This window comes from Nocardioides mesophilus (assembly GCF_014395785.1).
GTDB lineage: Bacteria > Actinomycetota > Actinomycetes > Propionibacteriales > Nocardioidaceae > Nocardioides_B > Nocardioides_B mesophilus.
Window position 1 is genome coordinate 299,874 of record NZ_CP060713.1, and the last position, 17,530, is coordinate 317,403.

Here is a 17,530-nt window from a genome sequence, read left to right on the forward strand (position 1 = left end):
CCTGTCCCTGAGCTCAGCCGAGCTCTACACTCAGGACTGTGTAGTGTCCCCTTCTGAATACCACCTGCAGTCCCTGCACCCTTCGTAGGTCAACTATCGCCCCTGGTCCGCGCGAATCCATGAGCACCCAGCTAGCAGGATGATCATCGAGGAACGCATTCCAACCATCGCTGGACGGATGCGTGAACAACGCATCGTTGTCCGACAAGAGCTTCGGGTCCCCCAGAAGCCCTCGGTCCAGGGCCTCGACTTGGCCGTGTAGGCCCAGCCCTCGATGACAAAGCGACGCTGAGTGAGCGCCGACATCCAGAAATGCCGAGCATCGCAGTCTTCAGGCGTCGGGAACGCCGGTCCGCAGTGCACATTGGTGATCACTGTCTCACCGGGCGCGGAATGATCCGACAGCCACAGCGCTGCCTGCCGCCCATCATGCCCGTACGTCATCTCCGCACTCGGAGCCTTATCGTGTGGCACGTGACCGGTGACGAAGGCGATAGAGCGGGCAAGTCCCAGCCCGGTGACCACGACCACGATGAGCCGCAGCGGGATCTGAATTCGCCCTCGGCTCGCGTCACGCACGACCAGCTTTGCAAGCATCAGTAAGACGACGATAATCGCCAGTGCTGGGAGATTCATCCAGAGTCGCAATACGGGGCTTTCGACCAATTTTCCGTCGACGGGGGCCGGTGCCTTCCAGTGCTCCGTAATTGCCCGTGCTCCGAAGAGAGCCAGGGCCGCGGCCATAGCCGCAGCCGCTGCAATCGCCACTGAGCGCCGTGTGACCATACCTTCGTACATCTTTTGCAATCCCCAAGCCGCTAGGACACATGCGGGCAGAGCGCTGGAGCGCCCGAAATAGAGCTGGCTACTGCCTCCGTGGCCCAGAAGAAAAGTGGCTCCGTATCCCGCTGCGGCCGCGCCACTGAGCCACCAAACGCGATTGTCCCACCTTGTTTCTGGGCTCGCGAACACGCCGAAGGCACCAACCGCCGGAACGAGCCACATGGCCAGCAAGGCAGCAGTCACTAGAAGTTGCCCAGAGAGCCCACTTCCCTGCATGCCGAGAGCCGACATAAAGTGTTTCGCGCTTTGGAGTGGAGCGAACTTCAATGTCTGCGTGTCACCGTGGTAAAGAACCAAGCCGCTCAACATGACAACACCCACAGTGGCGAGCAACCCTGCCCATGCTTGTGAGGAGGTGCGCAGACCACGGGTTAGGCGGAGAGCTAATACCGCGACGTAGCCGCACGCGAACATCGGGAGGAAGGTCACTTTTGCGCCTGAGAACGCAACCGAACCGAGCAGCAGGAGCGCCCAAGTGCTCAGTGGAACTACTCGCATGCGCAAGATTTCGCATGTCAACAACAGCATCGGCACCGCCAAAGCGAACGCAAAGGTCTGCGTCGGGCTGTGCACCAAGATCATCCCTTGTAGGAATCTCTCCTCGGGTACCGCTTCGCCGATAGCGGACCCCGTCACGTCGAAGCTGCCAACGAGAACCAGAATGGCCGGGGCGAGCAGACCTGCCCACACTCGACCCGAAACGCGCATTGCGAGAACCGCAGCACCGATTACCGTCAGCACGCTCAGTACCAACGGGTCAATGCGCCTGTAAAGCACTTCCGGTGACAGTCCCGTCGCCCATGAACTCGCCGCCGCGTGCGCGTGGAAAAACCATTGGTACGTCAAACTGCCCGGATACTCGATGTACGGGTAACTCGCAGGAAAGTGATAACGAAGTTCACCTATAAGTGCAAGGTGAAACATCTCGTCCGGATCGACGATGGAAGCACTTCCAAGCGGAAGTATGGCGAATACCCGCAGGCCGAACCACACCGCCAGGTAGACAACCAGTGCACCGAGACTCCACGCCGCCAGCCGGGGCAGCACCACAGGAGCAGCAAATTCAGGGCGTTTGAGGAGCCGCAGCGCTGCGTAGCCGCATATCAGAAGTGCCGGCAGTATGTAGAGCCTGGGGAACCCCGCCCATCGAAAGATGATGTAACAGGGGAGTTCCAACATGTAGCCAACGATCGCGCCGCACACCCAACCTTCTAAACGAGTCCGCAATTGGACAACGTCGGGATTAGCTGAACCTAGACGGTCGACGACGCGAGACCAGACGACCCTTCCTGGTAACGCGATAACGAAGGTCCAGTACACAAGGTAGATCAGTGACTGCTCCGGATGCACACCGAAGCAGGCGAGTACCACCACGATCGATCCCACCGCCGCGAACGCTGCTGCCGCGCCTCCGAAAATGTGAGAACGCCTGAGACGGACGAGCCGGTCCGATCTTGATGGATTCACACAAGTGATTCTGCCAAGGCATTCTGCAGTCGTAGGCTCGACACTCGCCAATCGTGGTCGCGAGCCCACGTCAGGAAGCACGCTTCTCGACTGGTCGTCGAAACTTGCTCTATAAGCCGCAGGAGAAGATGGGTAAGCTTCTCGCTGTCTCTGCGGGACACGAGCAGTCCGGTTTCGTACGGACGAAACGTCTCCCTGGTCCCTCCGGAGGATCCCACTAACACTGGCAGCCCGCACGCCTGCGCCTCAAGGAACACGATCCCGAAGGCCTCCGCCTCTAGTCCGAACCGTCGCGTCCTGCACGGCATCGCGAAAACGTCGCCGGCGTCCGTGTAGGCGGGGACCTCCTCCCAGGGCACCGAGCCCGTGAAGATGACCGAGTCGCCCAGTCGGCGCCGTCGCGCCATCCGCTCAACGGCGGCCCTATGGGGACCGTCACCCACCAGCAGCAGCACCACATCCGGACGTTCCGCGAGCACCTGCGGCCAGGCTTTGACCAGCGTGTCCTGCCCCTTGCGCTTCACCATGCGGGCAGTGCACACGACCACGGGCGCGTCCGGCGGGATACCGAGCCGGGCGCGCACCTCCGCTCCCCCGCAGCCGGGGTAGAAGCGCTCGGTGTCGACACCCGGAGAGAGCGGCTGCATCCGGGCGGCTGCCTGGGGTGACAGTGCTGGTGCGATGCGGTCTCGGCACCACTCGCTGACGTAGGTCATCACGTCCATGGAGTCGCCGATGCGTCGCAGCAGTCGGCGGGCGACGGGCACCCGCGCCCACCACACCTCATGGCCGTGAGTGAGCGCTACCATGCGTCGGGCACCGGCCCGTCGCAGCCGTGGCGCGAGCAGCCCGAGAGGCGCGGAGGCCCCGAAGACGATCCGGTCGCAGTCGTGATGCTGCATCACCTCGATCACACGGCGGGCCACCGCCGGCGTGGGCAGCAAGGTCGCGGCCGGGTCCCGGTACACCGGGAACGGAAGCTTTGCGTCGTAGTCGCGGTCGCCCGGCATCGAGGCGGTGTAGACGACGACCTCATCGGGGGGCAGCCGCTCGCACAACGCCAGGATGAAGGTCTCGATACCCCCACGCCGGGTCGGGAAGTCGTTGGTGACAAACAGGACCCGGCTCACTTGCCGGCCTCCGCCAGCGAGCTCGGCAGCCCGGCACGCTCCAGGACCGTCGGGTGGCTGCCGAACAACCACTGGCTCCAGGCCGGCGGCGTCGGGTCATGCAGCGCTCGAAGGGACAGCTGGCGCTGCATGTCGATGAAGGCCGCGTCGGCGCCGGTGGCTGCGAGCGAGTCCCGGTCGGCCCGGATCTCGATGGAGCGGCTGACCGCGTTGACCGCGGGGCTGCTCAGCAGGCTGCCGACGGCGGCCAGCGCCAGCACCAGAGGGATGCTCCTCGGGTCGGCAGTACCCGCCGAGCCCGATCGCTCCTGGAGTCGCCGGCTGTCCAGCAGCAGCGCGAGGACTGCCACCCCGGCGATCGCGCCGAGCGCCCCCATCAGTGTCCCCACAAGGACATCATCGTGCTTGGCGTGGGCGAGCTCGTGGGCAATCACCACCCGCGCCTCGGCCGGCGTCATCGCCTGCAGCAGCGTGTCGTAGACGACGACCCGCCGGGTGCTGCCGAACCCCGAGACGTAGGCGTTCAGCGTCGTCGTACGCCGCGACGCGTCGGCCACCAGCACGTCGCTGACCCTCACCCCCTCGGTCTCGGCGAGCCGGAGGATCGACGTGCGGAGCGGGCCGTCGGGCATGGACGTGAAGTTGTTGAAGAGCGGCTCCACCACGATCGGGTAGAGGAAGGAACCGGCGACGGCCACGACCGCCGCCGTCCCGCCAGCCCACACGAACCAGGTCCGCGGCCGCCACCGGGCGAAGAAGATCATCAGCAGCACCAGGATGCTGGTGGCCACCCAGCTGACCAGGAAGGACACGGTCAGGTCCCGCAGCCAGCCGGTAAAGGCCTGGTCGGTCAGTCCGTACTCGAGACCGAGACGGCGGAGCAGGAGGCTCAGCGGCAGGGTCACGAGCCGCCCGATGAGCAGCACCGCACCCACGGCCAGCACGGCGGTCACCGGCCACCGGCGGCCTCCCTCCAACCGCCGCACCAGCCGCGCCCCCCACCGGGTGAACCCGAGGGCCGCCGCGGTGGCGAGCGAGACGGCGTACGACGTCCAGCCGAGCCATCGGCGAGCGTCGGAGAACCGCTCGGCCCGCGCCAGCTCGGACTTGGTGAACAGGTCGCCGGGCGACAGCGGCACCAACCGACCTCCGGGCACCCACGACCAGGGCACCCACAGCGCTGCGACGACCACCAGGGCCAGCGTCGCCAACGCCGCCATCAACCACGCGGTCCGCCTCGCGATGCCCGGTCGACTCTGCTCCACGTCAGACAGCCTGCCAGGTCCGGTCCAACCGGGGCTCAGCGAGCCAACCGGCGCAGGTAGTCGCGCCACTGGTCGGTGAAGACGGACTCGCTCGTGCCGAGCACCTGACGGAACGCGGCCTCGGTGTTGCCGTCCCGGTCGGCCTGCTCGTAGAACCGGAGCAGCCGCTCGCGGCCGTAGGTCTCCCCCAGCAGTCGGCACGCCAACCAGGCGGCCTCGTAGGAGGCGCCGAGGTCCTTGCTGTCGGCCTTGAAGTCGTCCTGGTTCGGCAGGTGGTCGGGCACTCCGTCGGAGCGGACCTGCGCGAGGATCTGGCTCGCGGTCACCTCGACCGGGAGGTCGACGTAGGCGAGGGCGACGTAGTCGGCGAACCCCTCGAGCAGCCAGGTGGGCATGCTGGAGGTCGCCGCGTGGGTGGCGACGTGCGCGGCCTCGTGGCTCATCACGATCTGCGCGCCCTTCTCCCCCAGCGGCCCGAAGACCGGTGGGTTGACCATGATGTGCACGGGTGAGTCGCCGGTGTTCGAGCCGTCCACAGGGGTGGTGACCGCGGCGATGGCGGCGTAGGTATCCGGCTCGGCGCCGAGCAAGCGCTCCAGCTCACCCTGGGACGAGGGCACCTCGACCACCAGCGGGCCCGGCCACCGCGGCAGCACCTTGCGGACGTCGCGGACCGCCTGGTTTGCGAGACGGGAGTACCCGACCACCCCAGGCCTCTTGGCACTCATCACCAGCGAGGTCCGGCTCTGCTCGACGGCGAGCTTGCTGAGCAGCCAGAGCGGCGCCGGGTCGCCGTAGTCGAGCCGAGCCGAGACGAACGCCGCGCCGTCCCGTGTCTGCAGGAAGGTCATCGTCACCTCCATCTCGCTGCTGCTCCGGTCGAAGCCCGCCACCCGCCAGCGCAGCTGGACGTCGCCGACCCAGGCCCGACGGGCAAGGCCCTGCGCGACAGCCGGTCGGTGGCTGGTGTCGTCGTCGACGTAGCGCATCGAGAGACCGGTGATCCCCAGCCGCCGGACGTTGGCCTTCATCTGGGCCAGCTCGCGAGCCGCGGCCGGATCTCCGGGGGCGGCCAGCGCGGCGAGGGCGGCGGGCGAGCCGCCGTCGAGCGCGGCGGTCAGGTCGTTGAGCAGCTCGGCCGCCGCGTCGTCGCGGGTGTCGAGTGCGGTGCCCGGCCGGGCCGGCGGCAGGTCGGCCAGCTGGGGTCGCGACAGGAAGACATAGGCGATCAGCGCGACCCCCACACACAGCACGAGGCCGGCCACCCACCAACGTGAGTGACCGGCCTCGTCGAGAGCCTCAGCCCGGTCGGACGGCACCGGAGTACGGCATCGAGAACACGGGGGCGACCGTGACGCCCGAGCTCGGGTTGGCCGCGTGCACGATCTGGCCGTTGCCGATGTAAATGCCGACGTGGCTCACCGGCGAGTAGTAGAAGACCAGGTCGCCCGGGGCCAGCGAGGACTGGGACACCGGCGTGCCCGAGCCCATCTGCGCGCTTGAGGAGTGCGGGAGACCGACGCCGGCCTGCGCCCAGGCCATCATGGTCAGGCCGGAGCAGTCGAAGGCGCTCGGACCGGCGGCGCCGTAGACGTAGGCGTCGCCGACCTGGGCCAGTGCGTACGACACCGCGGCGCCCGCCCTGCCGGAGACCGAGACATTGGCGGTTGCGGGCTCCGCTGTCGGCTCGGCCGCCGGTGCAGCCTCCGGGGCGGCCTCCGCCGTGCGCTGCGCGTCTCGGCTCGCCGCGGCCGCGGCGGCGGCCCGCTCGGCCTCCAGGCGGTCGAGAAGCTTGGCGGCTTCCGCTGCCTTGTCGTCGATCTCGGCCTTGTCGTCGGCCAGCTGCGCCTTGGTCTCGGCGATCCGGTCGAGCTCGCGCTGCGCGGCGGCCTCCCGCATCTCCAGCTGCTTGGCCTGGACCGCGAAGTCCGCCATCATCGCGGCGCGCTGGTCGTTGAAGCCGGAGATCGTGGTGAGTTGGTCGAGGAAGGTGTCCGGGTCGTCGGACAGCATCACCTGGGTGGCGGAGGAGAGCGCCTGGCCCTGATACTGCGCGACGACGGCGGAGGCCACCTCGTCGCGGACCGCGTCGACCTTGTCGCGCTGGCGGCGCAGGTCGGCGTCCAAGGCAGCCAGCCGGCCGCGGGCATCGGTCAGCTCGAGGCGCGCGTCGTTGTAGCGCTCGGAGGCCTTCTCGGCCTGCTCGTAGAGGGAGTCGACGCGGGCCTGGACATCGTCGATGTTCGGCTCCGCGAAGGTAGGCGTCGCCGACAGCACCGAACCGCTCGTGGCGGCGATGCACAGGGTGGCGAGAACAGATGCGGTGCGCTTCCGGCCGTTCAGCACGAGCGGACGGTCTCCTCTTTGTCGTGACGCCTACCGAGTTAGCTGACGGGTTCGGGCGGCAAAGAAGCCCTACACACACGACCGGCCGTCTCCCGACGGTCAGCCACACGCGATTCACCCCAGGAACGTGGTTCCCCGGCTCCGGACTCCGCAACCCCCGGCATCGTCCAGACTCAGCGCAGCGCCTGAGCCGACCCGGTCTGGTCGGCTGTGACAGGCGCTCGAGTTACCCAGGCTAGGCGTGATCCGGAGCGTCGGCAAACCAAACTTCGGCATGTCCGCGACCTCTGTGGAGCAATCCGGCGAATTCGCGCCTCAGGTGTCACAGAAGTCACACAGGTCACAGACGTCTGGCCAGAACCTGGTAGGCAAGCCGCCGCTTTCTCGCTTGAACTCTCGTGGCAACTGCACCGGTGAGCAGGTCTGCGCGGGTCAACGCAAAGTCCGCGCCGTACAGGGTGGCGACAGTTCGACGGAGCGAGTCGACCTGGCCGACCTGTTCAGCCAACAGGCGAACGCTCCACTGACCGGCGCTGAGCCGGAAGGACGCCACAGCATCTTCCAACGCGATCAAGTCGCCGCATGCGAGCACCTTGACGTAGGTCGCGAGGTCGATCACGTAGCCGTGGGTGCCCTCCCACCCCCCGACAGCCTCCAACGCGTCACGTCGCAGCAAGACGGCGCAGGGTTCACCGAAGACATTCGTGCCTGATCTGATCGTCCGACGGACTGCGTCCGAGCCAGACACACGGCCCTTCATCCTAGGTAAGCCACGTGCCCTGGTGACGACAGCTCCGCGGGCGTCCACGATGTCGCGACGACCCGCCACCATCACGACGCCGGCTCCACCCCGATCGACGGCCTGGACCTGCAGGACCAAGCATTCTGGGTCCAGCAGGTCGTCGCCGCAGACGAGTTTCAACAACGGGGCGGAAGCCATGCTGCTCACGTGATTCCAGTTGCGCTCGGCTCCCCCGCCCGATGAGATTCGCTCAAGGTGGATACGCGGATCATGGCTGAATTGCTGCAGTAGCTCCCACGTGCCGTCTGTCGAAGCGTGGTCGGACACGATTAACTCGAAGTCGGCGAACGACTGCTGGAGAATCGAACGCATGGTCGCCGCAATGTGGTCGGCATTGTTGTACGTCGGGACAACTACTGAGACCCGCGGCGTCACGCAGCCGATCCTGAACGGTCATTGCGGCTGGGGCCGGCTCCCCCGGAATACCGCGGCGCATAGGTCGGAGAACCCGTCACCTCGTGACGAAGGGCGGGGTGCGGGTGGTGGAGACTGTCATAGCCGACAAGGTAGGTGGGCCGCCCTTGGCTGGCGACGAAGATCCGCGCCACGTACTCCCCTAAGAGGCCGAGGCATAGGAGCTGTACCGCCGCGAGCAAACCGAGGGTTGCGACGGTGGAGGTCCAACCAGGAACGGTGCCACCGACGAACGAGCCCCAGAGCGCCCACCCCATGGCGAACAAGGCGAACCCCGTGCCCAGCATCCCGGCCCATGTGGCGAAGCGGAGTGGCACGGCTGAAAAGGCTGTCACGGAATCGAGCCCCAAAGAGACCATGCGGCTGAGCGGATACTTCGTCCGTCCTGCAGCACGACGGTCTCGCACATACGTCACTTGGCCAGACGGAAAACCGAACCAGGGGATGACCAAGCGGTAGACACGACCGTGCTCAGGCAGAGCCGACAGCGCGTGGATGACACGGCGGCTCACCAGCCGGAAGTCCCCGGCGTTGTCCGGCAACTGCGGGCCCGATAGACGACGCATCACCCGGTAGTAGCTGTGCGCGGTCCACCGCTTGACCATCGTGTCGCTCGACCGATCCGAACGAACGCCATAGACAACATCAAGCCCATCCGACACCGCCATGGAATACATCTGCCCGATGGCTTCGGGAGGATCCTGGAGGTCGGCGTCGATAGTGACGGCGTACTCCGCACGTGCCGAATCAAGACCAGCGGTCAGCGCAGCCTGGTGGCCGGCATTGCGCAGCAGCCGCACGAGCCTCAACTGGGGCCATTCTTCTCGTGCCGCAAACAGGAGCTCGGCGGTGCCGTCGCGACTGCCATCGTCAACACACACAACTTCGTAGGTCACGCTCACACCGTCGTGACTCAACGCATCGAGCTCGGGACGCAGCCGCTGGACGAAGAGGGGCACGACCTCCTCTTCGTTGAACATCGGCACGACAACCGACAGACCCAGCGTCATTCGACATTGGTACCACGCCGGATCCTCACCATTGCGTGAAATGCGAAGACTGCCCAAGGCGAGCAAGGGGTTGTCAGGCAGACGCCACATCGGGCCCAGAGATCGGCGAAACCATCCGCAGTGGCGGCACCAGCCCTCCGCCGGCCAGCACCTCCAGGGCCCGCTGCTGGTCCTCGTCGAAGCCGAGCTCCGGCGGCGGACCGAGCAGGGCCGTCACCACGCAGTCGTGGCAGGCCAGGCCTCTCACGACGCAGGTGTCGCAGTCGATGTGCACGCTCATTGGAATCCTCCCGGGGAAGTAGTCTGGAAGGACGCTGACAGCATGCTCCGACAGTTTCGGAGCCCGGGACGGATCTCAGGCCCGTGCGAGCAGGCGGGACAGCGCTGCGGCGGCGACGGCGCGGGCCCCGGCACGCACCACGTCGCGCACGACGGCCTGGTCGCTGGTCACCACGACGACCGGGCGTCCCGTCGGTTCCGCGGCCACGAGCTCCCGGATCACGTCGTCAGCGATGACTCCGACCGGGCTGAAGAGCACACGTACGTGGCGTGGTCGGTTCACCAACGGTCTCTCGGTCTTGTCCGCGGCATCGAAGACGACCGTCGTCTCGCCTCCACTGCGCGCAGCAAGCGGCGCCAACCGGCTCATCAGGCGGTCACGCTGCTTCTCCAGCGACAGCTCCGGATAGGCGGACTTGGTCACGTTGTAGCCGTCGATGATCAGGTGCATCCGTGGCATCGTGAGCAGCTGCTCGAGCAGCGCCGGGTCGTCGACGGCCATCGACCCATGGGCGGTGGACACCCTGCTGCCCTGCTCGGCGACGTGGGCCTCGACGAGGTCGGCCGGTGATCCTTCCACTGCCGGCAACGCGAGCTCGCGCCGCAGACCCTGAGCCGTTTCCAGCAAGGTGTCGAGCAAGAGGCGGGCCCGAAGGGTTTCCTGGCCTCGGCCCGCGCGCTCGGCCCGACGGAGTCCCGCCAGCTCGCCCTCGAGCTCCTCGACCCGACTGCGGAGCCGACGCGCCTCCGCCTCACCGGCGGCCGCCGCGCTGCTCACACCACGTCGGGCGACCATGGCCTCGTCCTGGGCTCGCGCAGCCTCCTCCTCGGCTTCCTTCAGGCGCATGCGCGCGTCGCCGAGCTTGTGCCGCAGAGCGCTGTTATCGGCCTTCAGCCGAGCCACTTCCTCGCGGTGCTGGGACCGCGAGCTGCGGGACTCCTCGTGAGCGGTCTCGACCTGGGCCTTAAGCCGCTCGATCTGCTCCTCAGCCTGGCGGGAGGAGGCGCTCTCGTGCTGCCGCACCACGGCTGACACCGCGCTCTCGACGATCTGCTGCCACCCGTCGGGGCGGAACAGGAACGCGACCGCGGCCAGCTCGACCGGGTCTGCAGCCGCCGGGAGATCCCCCGCCTCGAGGGCGTCGACCAGACCGGTCACCTCGGGGCGGACCAGGGTGGCGACCCGGTCACGAAAACGCTCGTCGGTCTCCAGGACAGAGGCGATCTGGGCTCCGGCGAGCTTGGCACGACGACTGGACGCAAACGAGGCAACCCGCTTCAACGGTGCCGGCAGCTGTTCGGCCGGCAGGTTTCCCAGCGCGTCGGCAGCCAGCGCGATCACCCGCACCCGGACAGGCCCCGGCAACAGCGGGGACACGTCCGCGCCGCTGCTGCCCTCCGCTGCCTCGCCCGCGCTCACGAGCTGCCGGCGTCGACTTCGTTGCGCGCCACGATCTCCACCGCGTCGGAACGACCACACCACCGGCAGGCCACGCGCTCGACCGACTCCTCGTCCGTGCGCGACTCCTCGACCAGGTGCTCCCCGGCCAGGTCGAAGTGCCAGAACTCGGTGGTCCGTCGGGTCCGGGTGACGTCGAAGCGGGTCAGGTTGCCACAGCCACCGCAGCGCCACCGGCTGCTCGCGTCAGGCAGGGCGGTCGACATGCGGACTCCTCGGCTCGGTGGGACTTCTGTGGCCAGCGTATGCCGCGTGGCGAGCCGAAATGGTCGGCGGTGCGATCTAACGTCCGGTTCATGAGCAGCGCACCGGTGGAGACCGCCGACCAGCGGCACCAACCCCACTGGGAGAGCCAGCGAAGCTTCGACGAGCTGGGCCGCCCGCTCCGCGACACCACCTTCTGCGTGGTGGACCTGGAGACCACCGGCGGATCCGCTCAGGGCGGTTCGATGATCACCGAGATCGGCGCGGTCAAGGTGCGCGGCGGAGAGGTGCTCGGTGAGTTCCAGACCCTGGTGAACCCGCACCAGGCGATCCCGCCCTTCATCGCGGTGCTCACGGGGATCACCGACTCCATGGTGGCGACCGCCCCCCGGATCGAGCAGGTCCTCCCCCAGTTCCTGGAGTTCGCCCGGGGCACCGTGCTGGTGGCGCACAACGCTCCGTTCGACGTAGGGTTCCTCAAACATTTCGCGGCACAGCAGCAACGCCCCTGGCCGGCCTTCGAGGTCCTCGACACCGCCAAGCTGGCCCGTCGGGTCGTGACCCGCGACGAGACGCCGAACTGCAAGCTCGGCTCCCTCGCCACCCTGTTCGGCAGCGCCACCACGCCCAACCACCGCGCGTTGTCGGATGCGCGCGCCACGGTGGATGTGCTGCACGGACTGATGGAGCGGCTGGGGAACCTCGGCGTCAACACGCTCGAGGAGCTGGCGACCTTCTCGGCCCGAGTCAGCACGGCCCAGCGACGCAAGCGCCACCTGGCCGAGGGGCTGCCGCATGCCCCGGGCGTGTACCTGTTTAAGGACGAACGAGGCCGGGTGCTCTATGTCGGCACCTCTAAGGACTTGCGCTCCCGTGTCCGCAGCTACTTCACCGCCTCGGAGACTCGCTCCCGCATGGGGGAGATGGTCAACCTGGCCGCCTCTGTCCAGGGAATCGAGTGCACGACGCCACTCGAGGCCGAGGTCCGGGAGCTCCGCCTGATCGCCGAGCACAAGCCCCGCTACAACCGCCGCTCGAGGTTCCCCGAGCGGGTCCACTGGATCAAGCTGACCGTAGAGCCGTGGCCCCGGCTGTCGTTGGTCCGGCAGGTCCTCGACGACGGCGCCGAGTACGTCGGACCGTTCGGCTCCAAGCGGACCGCCGAACGATCGTTGCTGGCGCTGCACGAGGCGTTCCCGATCCGCCAGTGCGGCGGGAGGATGGCGAAGAAGCCGTCGCTCACCGCCTGCGCTCTTGCGCAGATGGGCAAGTGCCTCTCTCCCTGCGACGGCAGCGTCGACGCGGAGACCTATCACGCAGCCGTCGACGACCTGCGGGTCGCACTGTCCAGCCGACCCGACCTCGTGGTGGCGACGCTGACCGCCCGGATGGAGCTTCTCGCCTCGTCCGAGCGGTTCGAGGACGCCTCGTCCTGGCGGGACCGGCTCGCCGCATTCCTCCGCGGCACCGCCCGAACCCAGCGCCTCCAGGCCCTCACCCGCTGCTCGGAGGTGGTCGCGGCCCGACGCGAGGACGACCGGTGGGCGGTCCATGTCATCCGGCACGGTCGGCTGGCCGCCGCGGGCGTGATCCCCCACGGTGCTCACGCCGGCGACTGGGTCCTGGGCCTTCGGGCATCCGCCGAGACGGTCGTCCCAGGACCCGGCCCCACACCGGCGGCGACGGCCGAGGAGAGCGAGAAGCTCCTCAGGTGGCTCGAGTCCGACGGCGTCCGCCTCGTCCATGTCGAGGGCGACTGGACCTGCCCCGTGGGTGGTGCGACCAAGCACCTCAAGCTCCACGACGCCGTGCGCGAGTCGCGCGAGAGCCTCGTGCCGTTCGAGGATCGCCGCGGGCTGCGGCCCGAGCACCAACCGGTCCGATAGCGTGACGTCATGATCACTGCCATCGTCTTCGTCAAGGCCGACGTCGCACGGATCCCCGAGGTCGCCGAGGAGATCGCAGCGCTCGAAGGCGTCAGCGAGGTCTACTCGGTGACCGGGCAGATCGACCTGATCGCGCTGGTGCGGGTCCGCAACCACGAAGACGTGGCCGCTGTGGTGGCCGACAAGCTCAATAAGGTCCCCGGCGTGAGCGCGACCGAGACCCACATCGCGTTCCGGTCCTACTCCCAGCACGACCTGGAGTCGGCCTTCTCCCTCGGCCTCGACTGACGCCAGTCCGTCGGAGTAACCGGCTGGGTCAGCTAGACGCTTCGGCCGAGGCGGCGACCCAGCGGTCCAAAATATCCGCGGCGGCGCCGGAGTCGAGGGCCTGCTGCGCTCGGGCGATCCCGGCGCTCAGCCGGTCGGCCATCGGGCCGGCCTCGGCGGCGTGGACGGCCAGCGCCGCCCCGGCGTTGAGCACCACCGCGTCCCGGACCTGACCCGGCTCACCGGCCACCAGCCGGCGTACGACGTCGGCGTTGTAGGCGGCGTCCCGGCCGCGCAGGCCCTCCGCCGTGCCGCCGCCGAGCCCGAAGTCGGCGGGGTCGACCGTGAACTGCTCGACCGCGCCGCCGGTCACCGCCCACACCTGCGAGGTGGTGGTGGTGGTCAGCTCGTCGAGGCCGTCGTCGCCGCGGAACACCCAGGCGTCGACGCCGCGGCGGGCGAACACGCCGGCCATCAGCGGCGCCATCCGCGGGTCCGCGCAGCCGATCGCCTGCGCCTCCGGGCGGGCCGGGTGCGCCAGCGGGCCGAGGAAGTTGAAGGTGGTGCCGATGCCGAGCTCGCGACGCGGTACGGCGGCGTGGCGCAACGCCGGGTGGAACGCGGCGGCGAAGCAGAAGGTGATCCCGACCTCCTCCCCCACCGCGGCCACCTGGTCCGCGGGCAGGTCCAGCCGGATCCCGAGCGCCTCGAGCACGTCGGCGGAGCCGGCCTTGGACGACGCCGACCGGTTGCCGTGCTTGACCACGTGCGCACCGGCGCCGGCGGCGACGATCGCGGCCATCGTGGAGATGTTCACCGACATCGACCGGTCGCCGCCGGTGCCGACGACGTCGAGCACGCGCCCGGACACCTTCAGCGGCGTGGCCTTGGCGTACATCGCGGCGACGAGGCCCTCGAGCTCGTCGATCGTCTCGCCCTTGCCCCGCAGCGCCACCGCGAAGCCGGCGATCTGGCTGGGGGTGGCCTCGCCGGCGAGGATCTCCCCCATCGCCCAGGCGGTCTGCTCGGTCGAGAGGTCGGTGCGCGCGACGAGCGCGGACAGCACCTCCGGCCAGCTGTGGTCGGTCATCGGCGGGTGGCCGGTCAGGCCGGGACGCGCGCCTTGAGGAGCCGGGTCACGGCCTCGGCGAGCTGCAGCGGGTCGATGGGATGCGGGACGGCGGCCTCGGCGCGCGACCAGGTGGCGAGCCAGGCGTCCTGCGGGCGGCCGGTGAGCACCAGGATCGGCGGGCAGCGGAAGATCTCGTCCTTCATCTGCTTGGCGATCCCCATCCCGCCGGCGGGCGTGGCCTCGCCGTCGAGGATGGCCAGCGCGATCTCCCCGGAGTCCATCTGCTGGATCACGACCGGCTCGGTCGCCACCTCGACGTACTCCAGCTCCGGCAGGTCCGGGTGCGGGCGGCGTCCGAGGGCCAGCATCACCTGGCTGCGGGTGTTCGCGTCGTCGCTGTAGACGAGCACCTTCAACGGCTGGTCGCTCTGCGCTTCGGTCACGCCGCAGATGCTACCGGTTCTCCAACCGGTCGAGCCGCCGGTCCTCCCGGGCCGCCTCGCGCATCGAGGAGCGCGCCCACTGGGTGAACAGCACCGCCAGGAACAGCAGCCCGACCAGGTCGCCGGAGCCCCACAGGATCCCGCCGGCCAGGTGCTGGTCGGCGGCCGGGTCGGGCAGCCAGGTGAGACCGGCGGCCTCGGGCAGCGCGCGGTACCAGGAGCCGCCGATCAGCTCCTGCTGGCCCATGATCGTGACCCCGAGGAAGGCGTGGAACGGCAGCGTCAGGAACACCATCAGCAGCCGGAACGGGTAGCCCACCCGGCCCGGCACCGGGTCGGCGCCGACCAGCGGCCAGAAGAACAGCGAGCCGACCAGCACGAGGTGCACGTGCATCATCTCGTGGACGAAGGTCGACCGCAGCGACGCGTCGTACCAGCCGGTGAAGTAGAGCGCCCACGGGCTGATCACGAACAGCGTGAACGTGAGCGGCGCGAAGGTCAGCACCTGGGCGACCCGGGAGTGCAGCACCGCCAGCAGCCAGGACCGCGGCCGGGCCGCCAGCGTGCGCAGCGCCAGCGTCACCGGCGCCCCCAACGCCAGCAGCAGCGGCACCACCATCGAGAGCAGCATGTGCTGGACCATGTGCACCGAGAGCAGCGCGGTGTCGTAGGCGCCCAGCCCCGACATCGTGGCGAACGCGAAGATCCCCATCCCGAACACCACGAAGCTGACCGTGCGCATCACCGGCCACCGGTCCCCGCGGGAGTGCAGCACCCGGACGCCGTACAGGTAGGCACCGGCCACCCAGACCAGCGCGACGAACAGGAACGGATCGAGCGTCCAGCCGGTGAAGACCCGGCCCAGGCTGAACGGCGCTAGACCGGTCAGCTCGGAGGCGTCGGCGAAGATGCTCACGGCCTCCAGCCTAGGTCGCCGCCGCCCGCCTGAGCGCGGCGGGATCCGACCCGCGACACCGGCTGAGAGCCCCGTAAATAGCCGATGTGAAGTTTTCAACCACGGAACTAGGGGGGTCGCCATGTCGTTGTCACCAGGTTCCCGACATAATGGCGAGGTGGCCACGACAGCGACTGCGATCCCGGCATCCCGGCTCCACGGGCACCACGACCGACCGAGCATGGTCAGCGTCGGAACGATCATCTGGCTCTCCAGTGAGCTGATGTTCTTCGCGGCGCTGTTCGCGAGCTACTTCACCATCCGCGCGGTGTCCCCCGGCCTGTGGAGCCAGGAGACCCAGCTGCTCAACGTGCCGTTCGCGACGGTCAACACCACGGTGCTGGTGCTGTCCTCGCTGACCTGCCAGCTCGGCGTCTTCGCGGCCGAGCGCGGCCAGGTCGGCCGCAGCGGCGGGCTGTTCCAGGTCAAGGGCTGGGGGCTGCGCGAGTGGTTCGTGCTGACCTACGTCATGGGTGCCTTCTTCATCGGCGGCCAGGCGCTGGAGTACGCCGAGCTGATCCACGAGGGCGTCACGATTCCGTCCTCGGCCTACGGCACGATGTTCTTCTTGACCACCGGCTTCCACGGCCTGCACGTGACCGGTGGGCTCATCGCCTTCCTGCTCGTCCTGGGCCGCACCTTCATGGCCCGCAAGTTCACGCATGAGCAAGCCGTCAGCGCGATCGTCGTGTCCTACTACTGGCACTTCGTCGACGTGGTGTGGATCGGTCTGTTCGCGACCATCTACCTGATCAAGTAGTCACCTAGTCACCAGAACCAGATACGAGGACTATTCGTGCGACTCCTGACCGACCGGCTCTCACGCCGGCTGTCCGCCCGGCGCCGGAGCAGGTACGCCGGTGCTGTGGTCATGCTTCTCGGACTGCTCATGACCGGCGGGGCGTACGCCGCCCTCTCCCCTGCGCAGGCCTCCAGCGAGGCCTCCGACCAGTCGACGGTCGAACAGGGCCGCCAGCTGTTCCTGGTCGGCTGCGCCTCCTGCCACGGCAAGAACGGCGAGGGCGTCAGCACCCAGAACGGCACCATCTACGGCCCGCCGCTCGCCGGCGTGGGCGCGGCCGCCGTCGACTTCCAGGTCGGCACCGGCCGGATGCCGATGGCCCGTCCCGGCCAGCAGGCTCCGGTCAAGGACGTGACCTACTCCCCCGCCGAGATCGAGGCGCTGGCGGCGTACGTCGCCTCCCTGGGCCCCGGCCCGGCCGTCCCGCAGCAGAGCGCCTACGACCCGAGCACGATCCCCGAGGACGAGCTCAACGACTCGATCGTCCGCGGCGGCCAGTTCTTCCGCACCAACTGCACGGCCTGCCACAACTTCGCCGGCTCCGGCGGCGCGCTGCCCCAGGGCAAGTACGCCCCCAGCCTCAACGGCGTCACCCCCAAGCACATCTACGAGGCCCTGATCACCGGCCCGCAGCAGATGCCGGTCTTCTCCGACGGCGTCCTGAAGCCTGACGAGAAGCGCGACATCATCGCCTACCTCAAGAGCTTCGACGAGACCCCGAACTACGGCGGCGCCAGCCTCGGCAACTACGGCCCGGTGGCCGAGGGTGCCTTCGCCTGGCTGGTCGGCATCGGTGCCTGCGTCGGCTTCGCGGTCTGGATCGCCTCGCACTCCGTGCGTTCGAAGAAGGGAACCAAGGCGTGAGCGACGAGCACTCCCGGGACCT

17 protein-coding genes and 1 riboswitch are annotated in these 17,530 nt (G+C 68.4%); of the genes, 4 read left to right on the forward strand and 13 right to left on the reverse strand.

Features of this window, described 5'->3' with window-relative positions; genetic code table 11:
- Positions 1-93 precede the first annotated feature (93 nt).
- The 10 genes from H9L09_RS01315 to H9L09_RS01360 form a co-directional block, all read right to left on the reverse strand.
- The gene (locus H9L09_RS01315; protein ID WP_187579007.1) at positions 94-2,229 is read right to left on the reverse strand and encodes a hypothetical protein; all 2,136 of its coding nucleotides are present in this window, start codon (positions 2,227-2,229) and stop codon (positions 94-96) included.
- Between the two features lie 77 nt (positions 2,230-2,306).
- On the reverse strand, positions 2,307-3,440 hold the full coding sequence (locus H9L09_RS01320; RefSeq protein WP_187579008.1) for a glycosyltransferase family 4 protein: 1,134 nt from the start codon (positions 3,438-3,440) through the stop codon (positions 2,307-2,309).
- A complete protein-coding gene (locus tag H9L09_RS01325) occupies positions 3,437-4,705 on the reverse strand; it encodes a M48 family metallopeptidase (RefSeq protein ID WP_246456195.1) in 1,269 nt (422 codons plus the stop codon). The genes H9L09_RS01320 and H9L09_RS01325 overlap by 4 nt, the downstream gene beginning before the upstream one ends.
- A gap of 35 nt (positions 4,706-4,740) precedes the next feature.
- Positions 4,741-5,970 (reverse strand): gluzincin family metallopeptidase, encoded by a 1,230-nt coding sequence (locus H9L09_RS01330; RefSeq protein WP_187579009.1) that lies wholly within the window; start codon positions 5,968-5,970, stop codon positions 4,741-4,743.
- A gap of 34 nt (positions 5,971-6,004) precedes the next feature.
- Positions 6,005-7,051 (reverse strand): C40 family peptidase, encoded by a 1,047-nt coding sequence (locus tag H9L09_RS01335; protein WP_246456196.1) that lies wholly within the window; start codon positions 7,049-7,051, stop codon positions 6,005-6,007.
- Positions 7,052-7,063: 12 nt separating this feature from the next.
- A riboswitch (cyclic di-AMP (ydaO/yuaA leader) is annotated at positions 7,064-7,240 on the reverse strand.
- 151 nt (positions 7,241-7,391) lie between these two features.
- Entirely contained in the window at positions 7,392-8,228 is an 837-nt protein-coding gene (locus tag H9L09_RS01340) for a glycosyltransferase family 2 protein (protein ID WP_187579010.1), read from the reverse strand.
- Positions 8,225-9,277, reverse strand: a complete 1,053-nt coding sequence (locus tag H9L09_RS01345) for a glycosyltransferase family 2 protein (protein ID WP_187579011.1) — start codon at positions 9,275-9,277, stop codon at positions 8,225-8,227. Before H9L09_RS01345 ends, H9L09_RS01340 begins: the two co-directional genes overlap by 4 nt.
- A 73-nt stretch (positions 9,278-9,350) precedes the next feature.
- Positions 9,351-9,557: a hypothetical protein gene (locus tag H9L09_RS01350; protein ID WP_187579012.1), complete on the reverse strand. Its 207-nt coding sequence runs from the start codon at positions 9,555-9,557 to the stop codon at positions 9,351-9,353.
- Between the two features lie 75 nt (positions 9,558-9,632).
- A complete protein-coding gene (locus tag H9L09_RS01355; RefSeq protein WP_187579013.1) occupies positions 9,633-10,976 on the reverse strand; it encodes an NYN domain-containing protein in 1,344 nt (447 codons plus the stop codon).
- Positions 10,973-11,221, reverse strand: a complete 249-nt coding sequence (locus H9L09_RS01360) for a hypothetical protein (RefSeq protein WP_187579014.1) — start codon at positions 11,219-11,221, stop codon at positions 10,973-10,975. Before H9L09_RS01360 ends, H9L09_RS01355 begins: the two co-directional genes overlap by 4 nt.
- 90 nt (positions 11,222-11,311) lie before the next feature.
- On the opposite strand from H9L09_RS01360, the gene H9L09_RS01365 reads away from it, so the two are divergent.
- Positions 11,312-13,105: a DEDD exonuclease domain-containing protein gene (locus H9L09_RS01365; RefSeq protein ID WP_187579015.1), complete on the forward strand. Its 1,794-nt coding sequence runs from the start codon at positions 11,312-11,314 to the stop codon at positions 13,103-13,105.
- 9 nt (positions 13,106-13,114) lie between these two features.
- Entirely contained in the window at positions 13,115-13,393 is a 279-nt protein-coding gene (locus tag H9L09_RS01370) for an Lrp/AsnC family transcriptional regulator (RefSeq protein ID WP_187579016.1), read from the forward strand.
- Positions 13,394-13,421: 28 nt separating this feature from the next.
- Here the strand turns inward: H9L09_RS01370 and trpD are convergent, their stop codons facing one another.
- The 3 genes from trpD to H9L09_RS01385 are packed head-to-tail and all read right to left on the reverse strand — an operon-like array spanning position 13,422 to position 15,803.
- Positions 13,422-14,462 (reverse strand): anthranilate phosphoribosyltransferase, encoded by a 1,041-nt coding sequence (trpD, locus tag H9L09_RS01375; protein WP_187579017.1) that lies wholly within the window; start codon positions 14,460-14,462, stop codon positions 13,422-13,424.
- A 14-nt stretch (positions 14,463-14,476) separates the two neighbouring features.
- Positions 14,477-14,887 carry an Rv3143 family two-component system response regulator gene (locus H9L09_RS01380; RefSeq protein WP_187579018.1) on the reverse strand — a complete coding sequence of 137 codons (411 nt, stop codon included), beginning with the start codon at positions 14,885-14,887 and terminating at the stop codon, positions 14,477-14,479.
- A gap of 10 nt (positions 14,888-14,897) precedes the next feature.
- Complete coding sequence (locus H9L09_RS01385) at positions 14,898-15,803, reverse strand: cytochrome c oxidase assembly protein (protein ID WP_246456197.1); 906 nt, start codon at positions 15,801-15,803, stop codon at positions 14,898-14,900.
- A 157-nt stretch (positions 15,804-15,960) separates the two neighbouring features.
- On the opposite strand from H9L09_RS01385, the gene ctaE reads away from it, so the two are divergent.
- Entirely contained in the window at positions 15,961-16,602 is a 642-nt protein-coding gene (gene ctaE / locus H9L09_RS01390) for an aa3-type cytochrome oxidase subunit III (RefSeq protein ID WP_484549416.1), read from the forward strand.
- 111 nt (positions 16,603-16,713) lie between these two features.
- A complete protein-coding gene (gene qcrC, locus H9L09_RS01395; RefSeq protein ID WP_187580594.1) occupies positions 16,714-17,508 on the forward strand; it encodes a cytochrome bc1 complex diheme cytochrome c subunit in 795 nt (264 codons plus the stop codon).
- Positions 17,509-17,530: the final 22 nt, after the last annotated feature.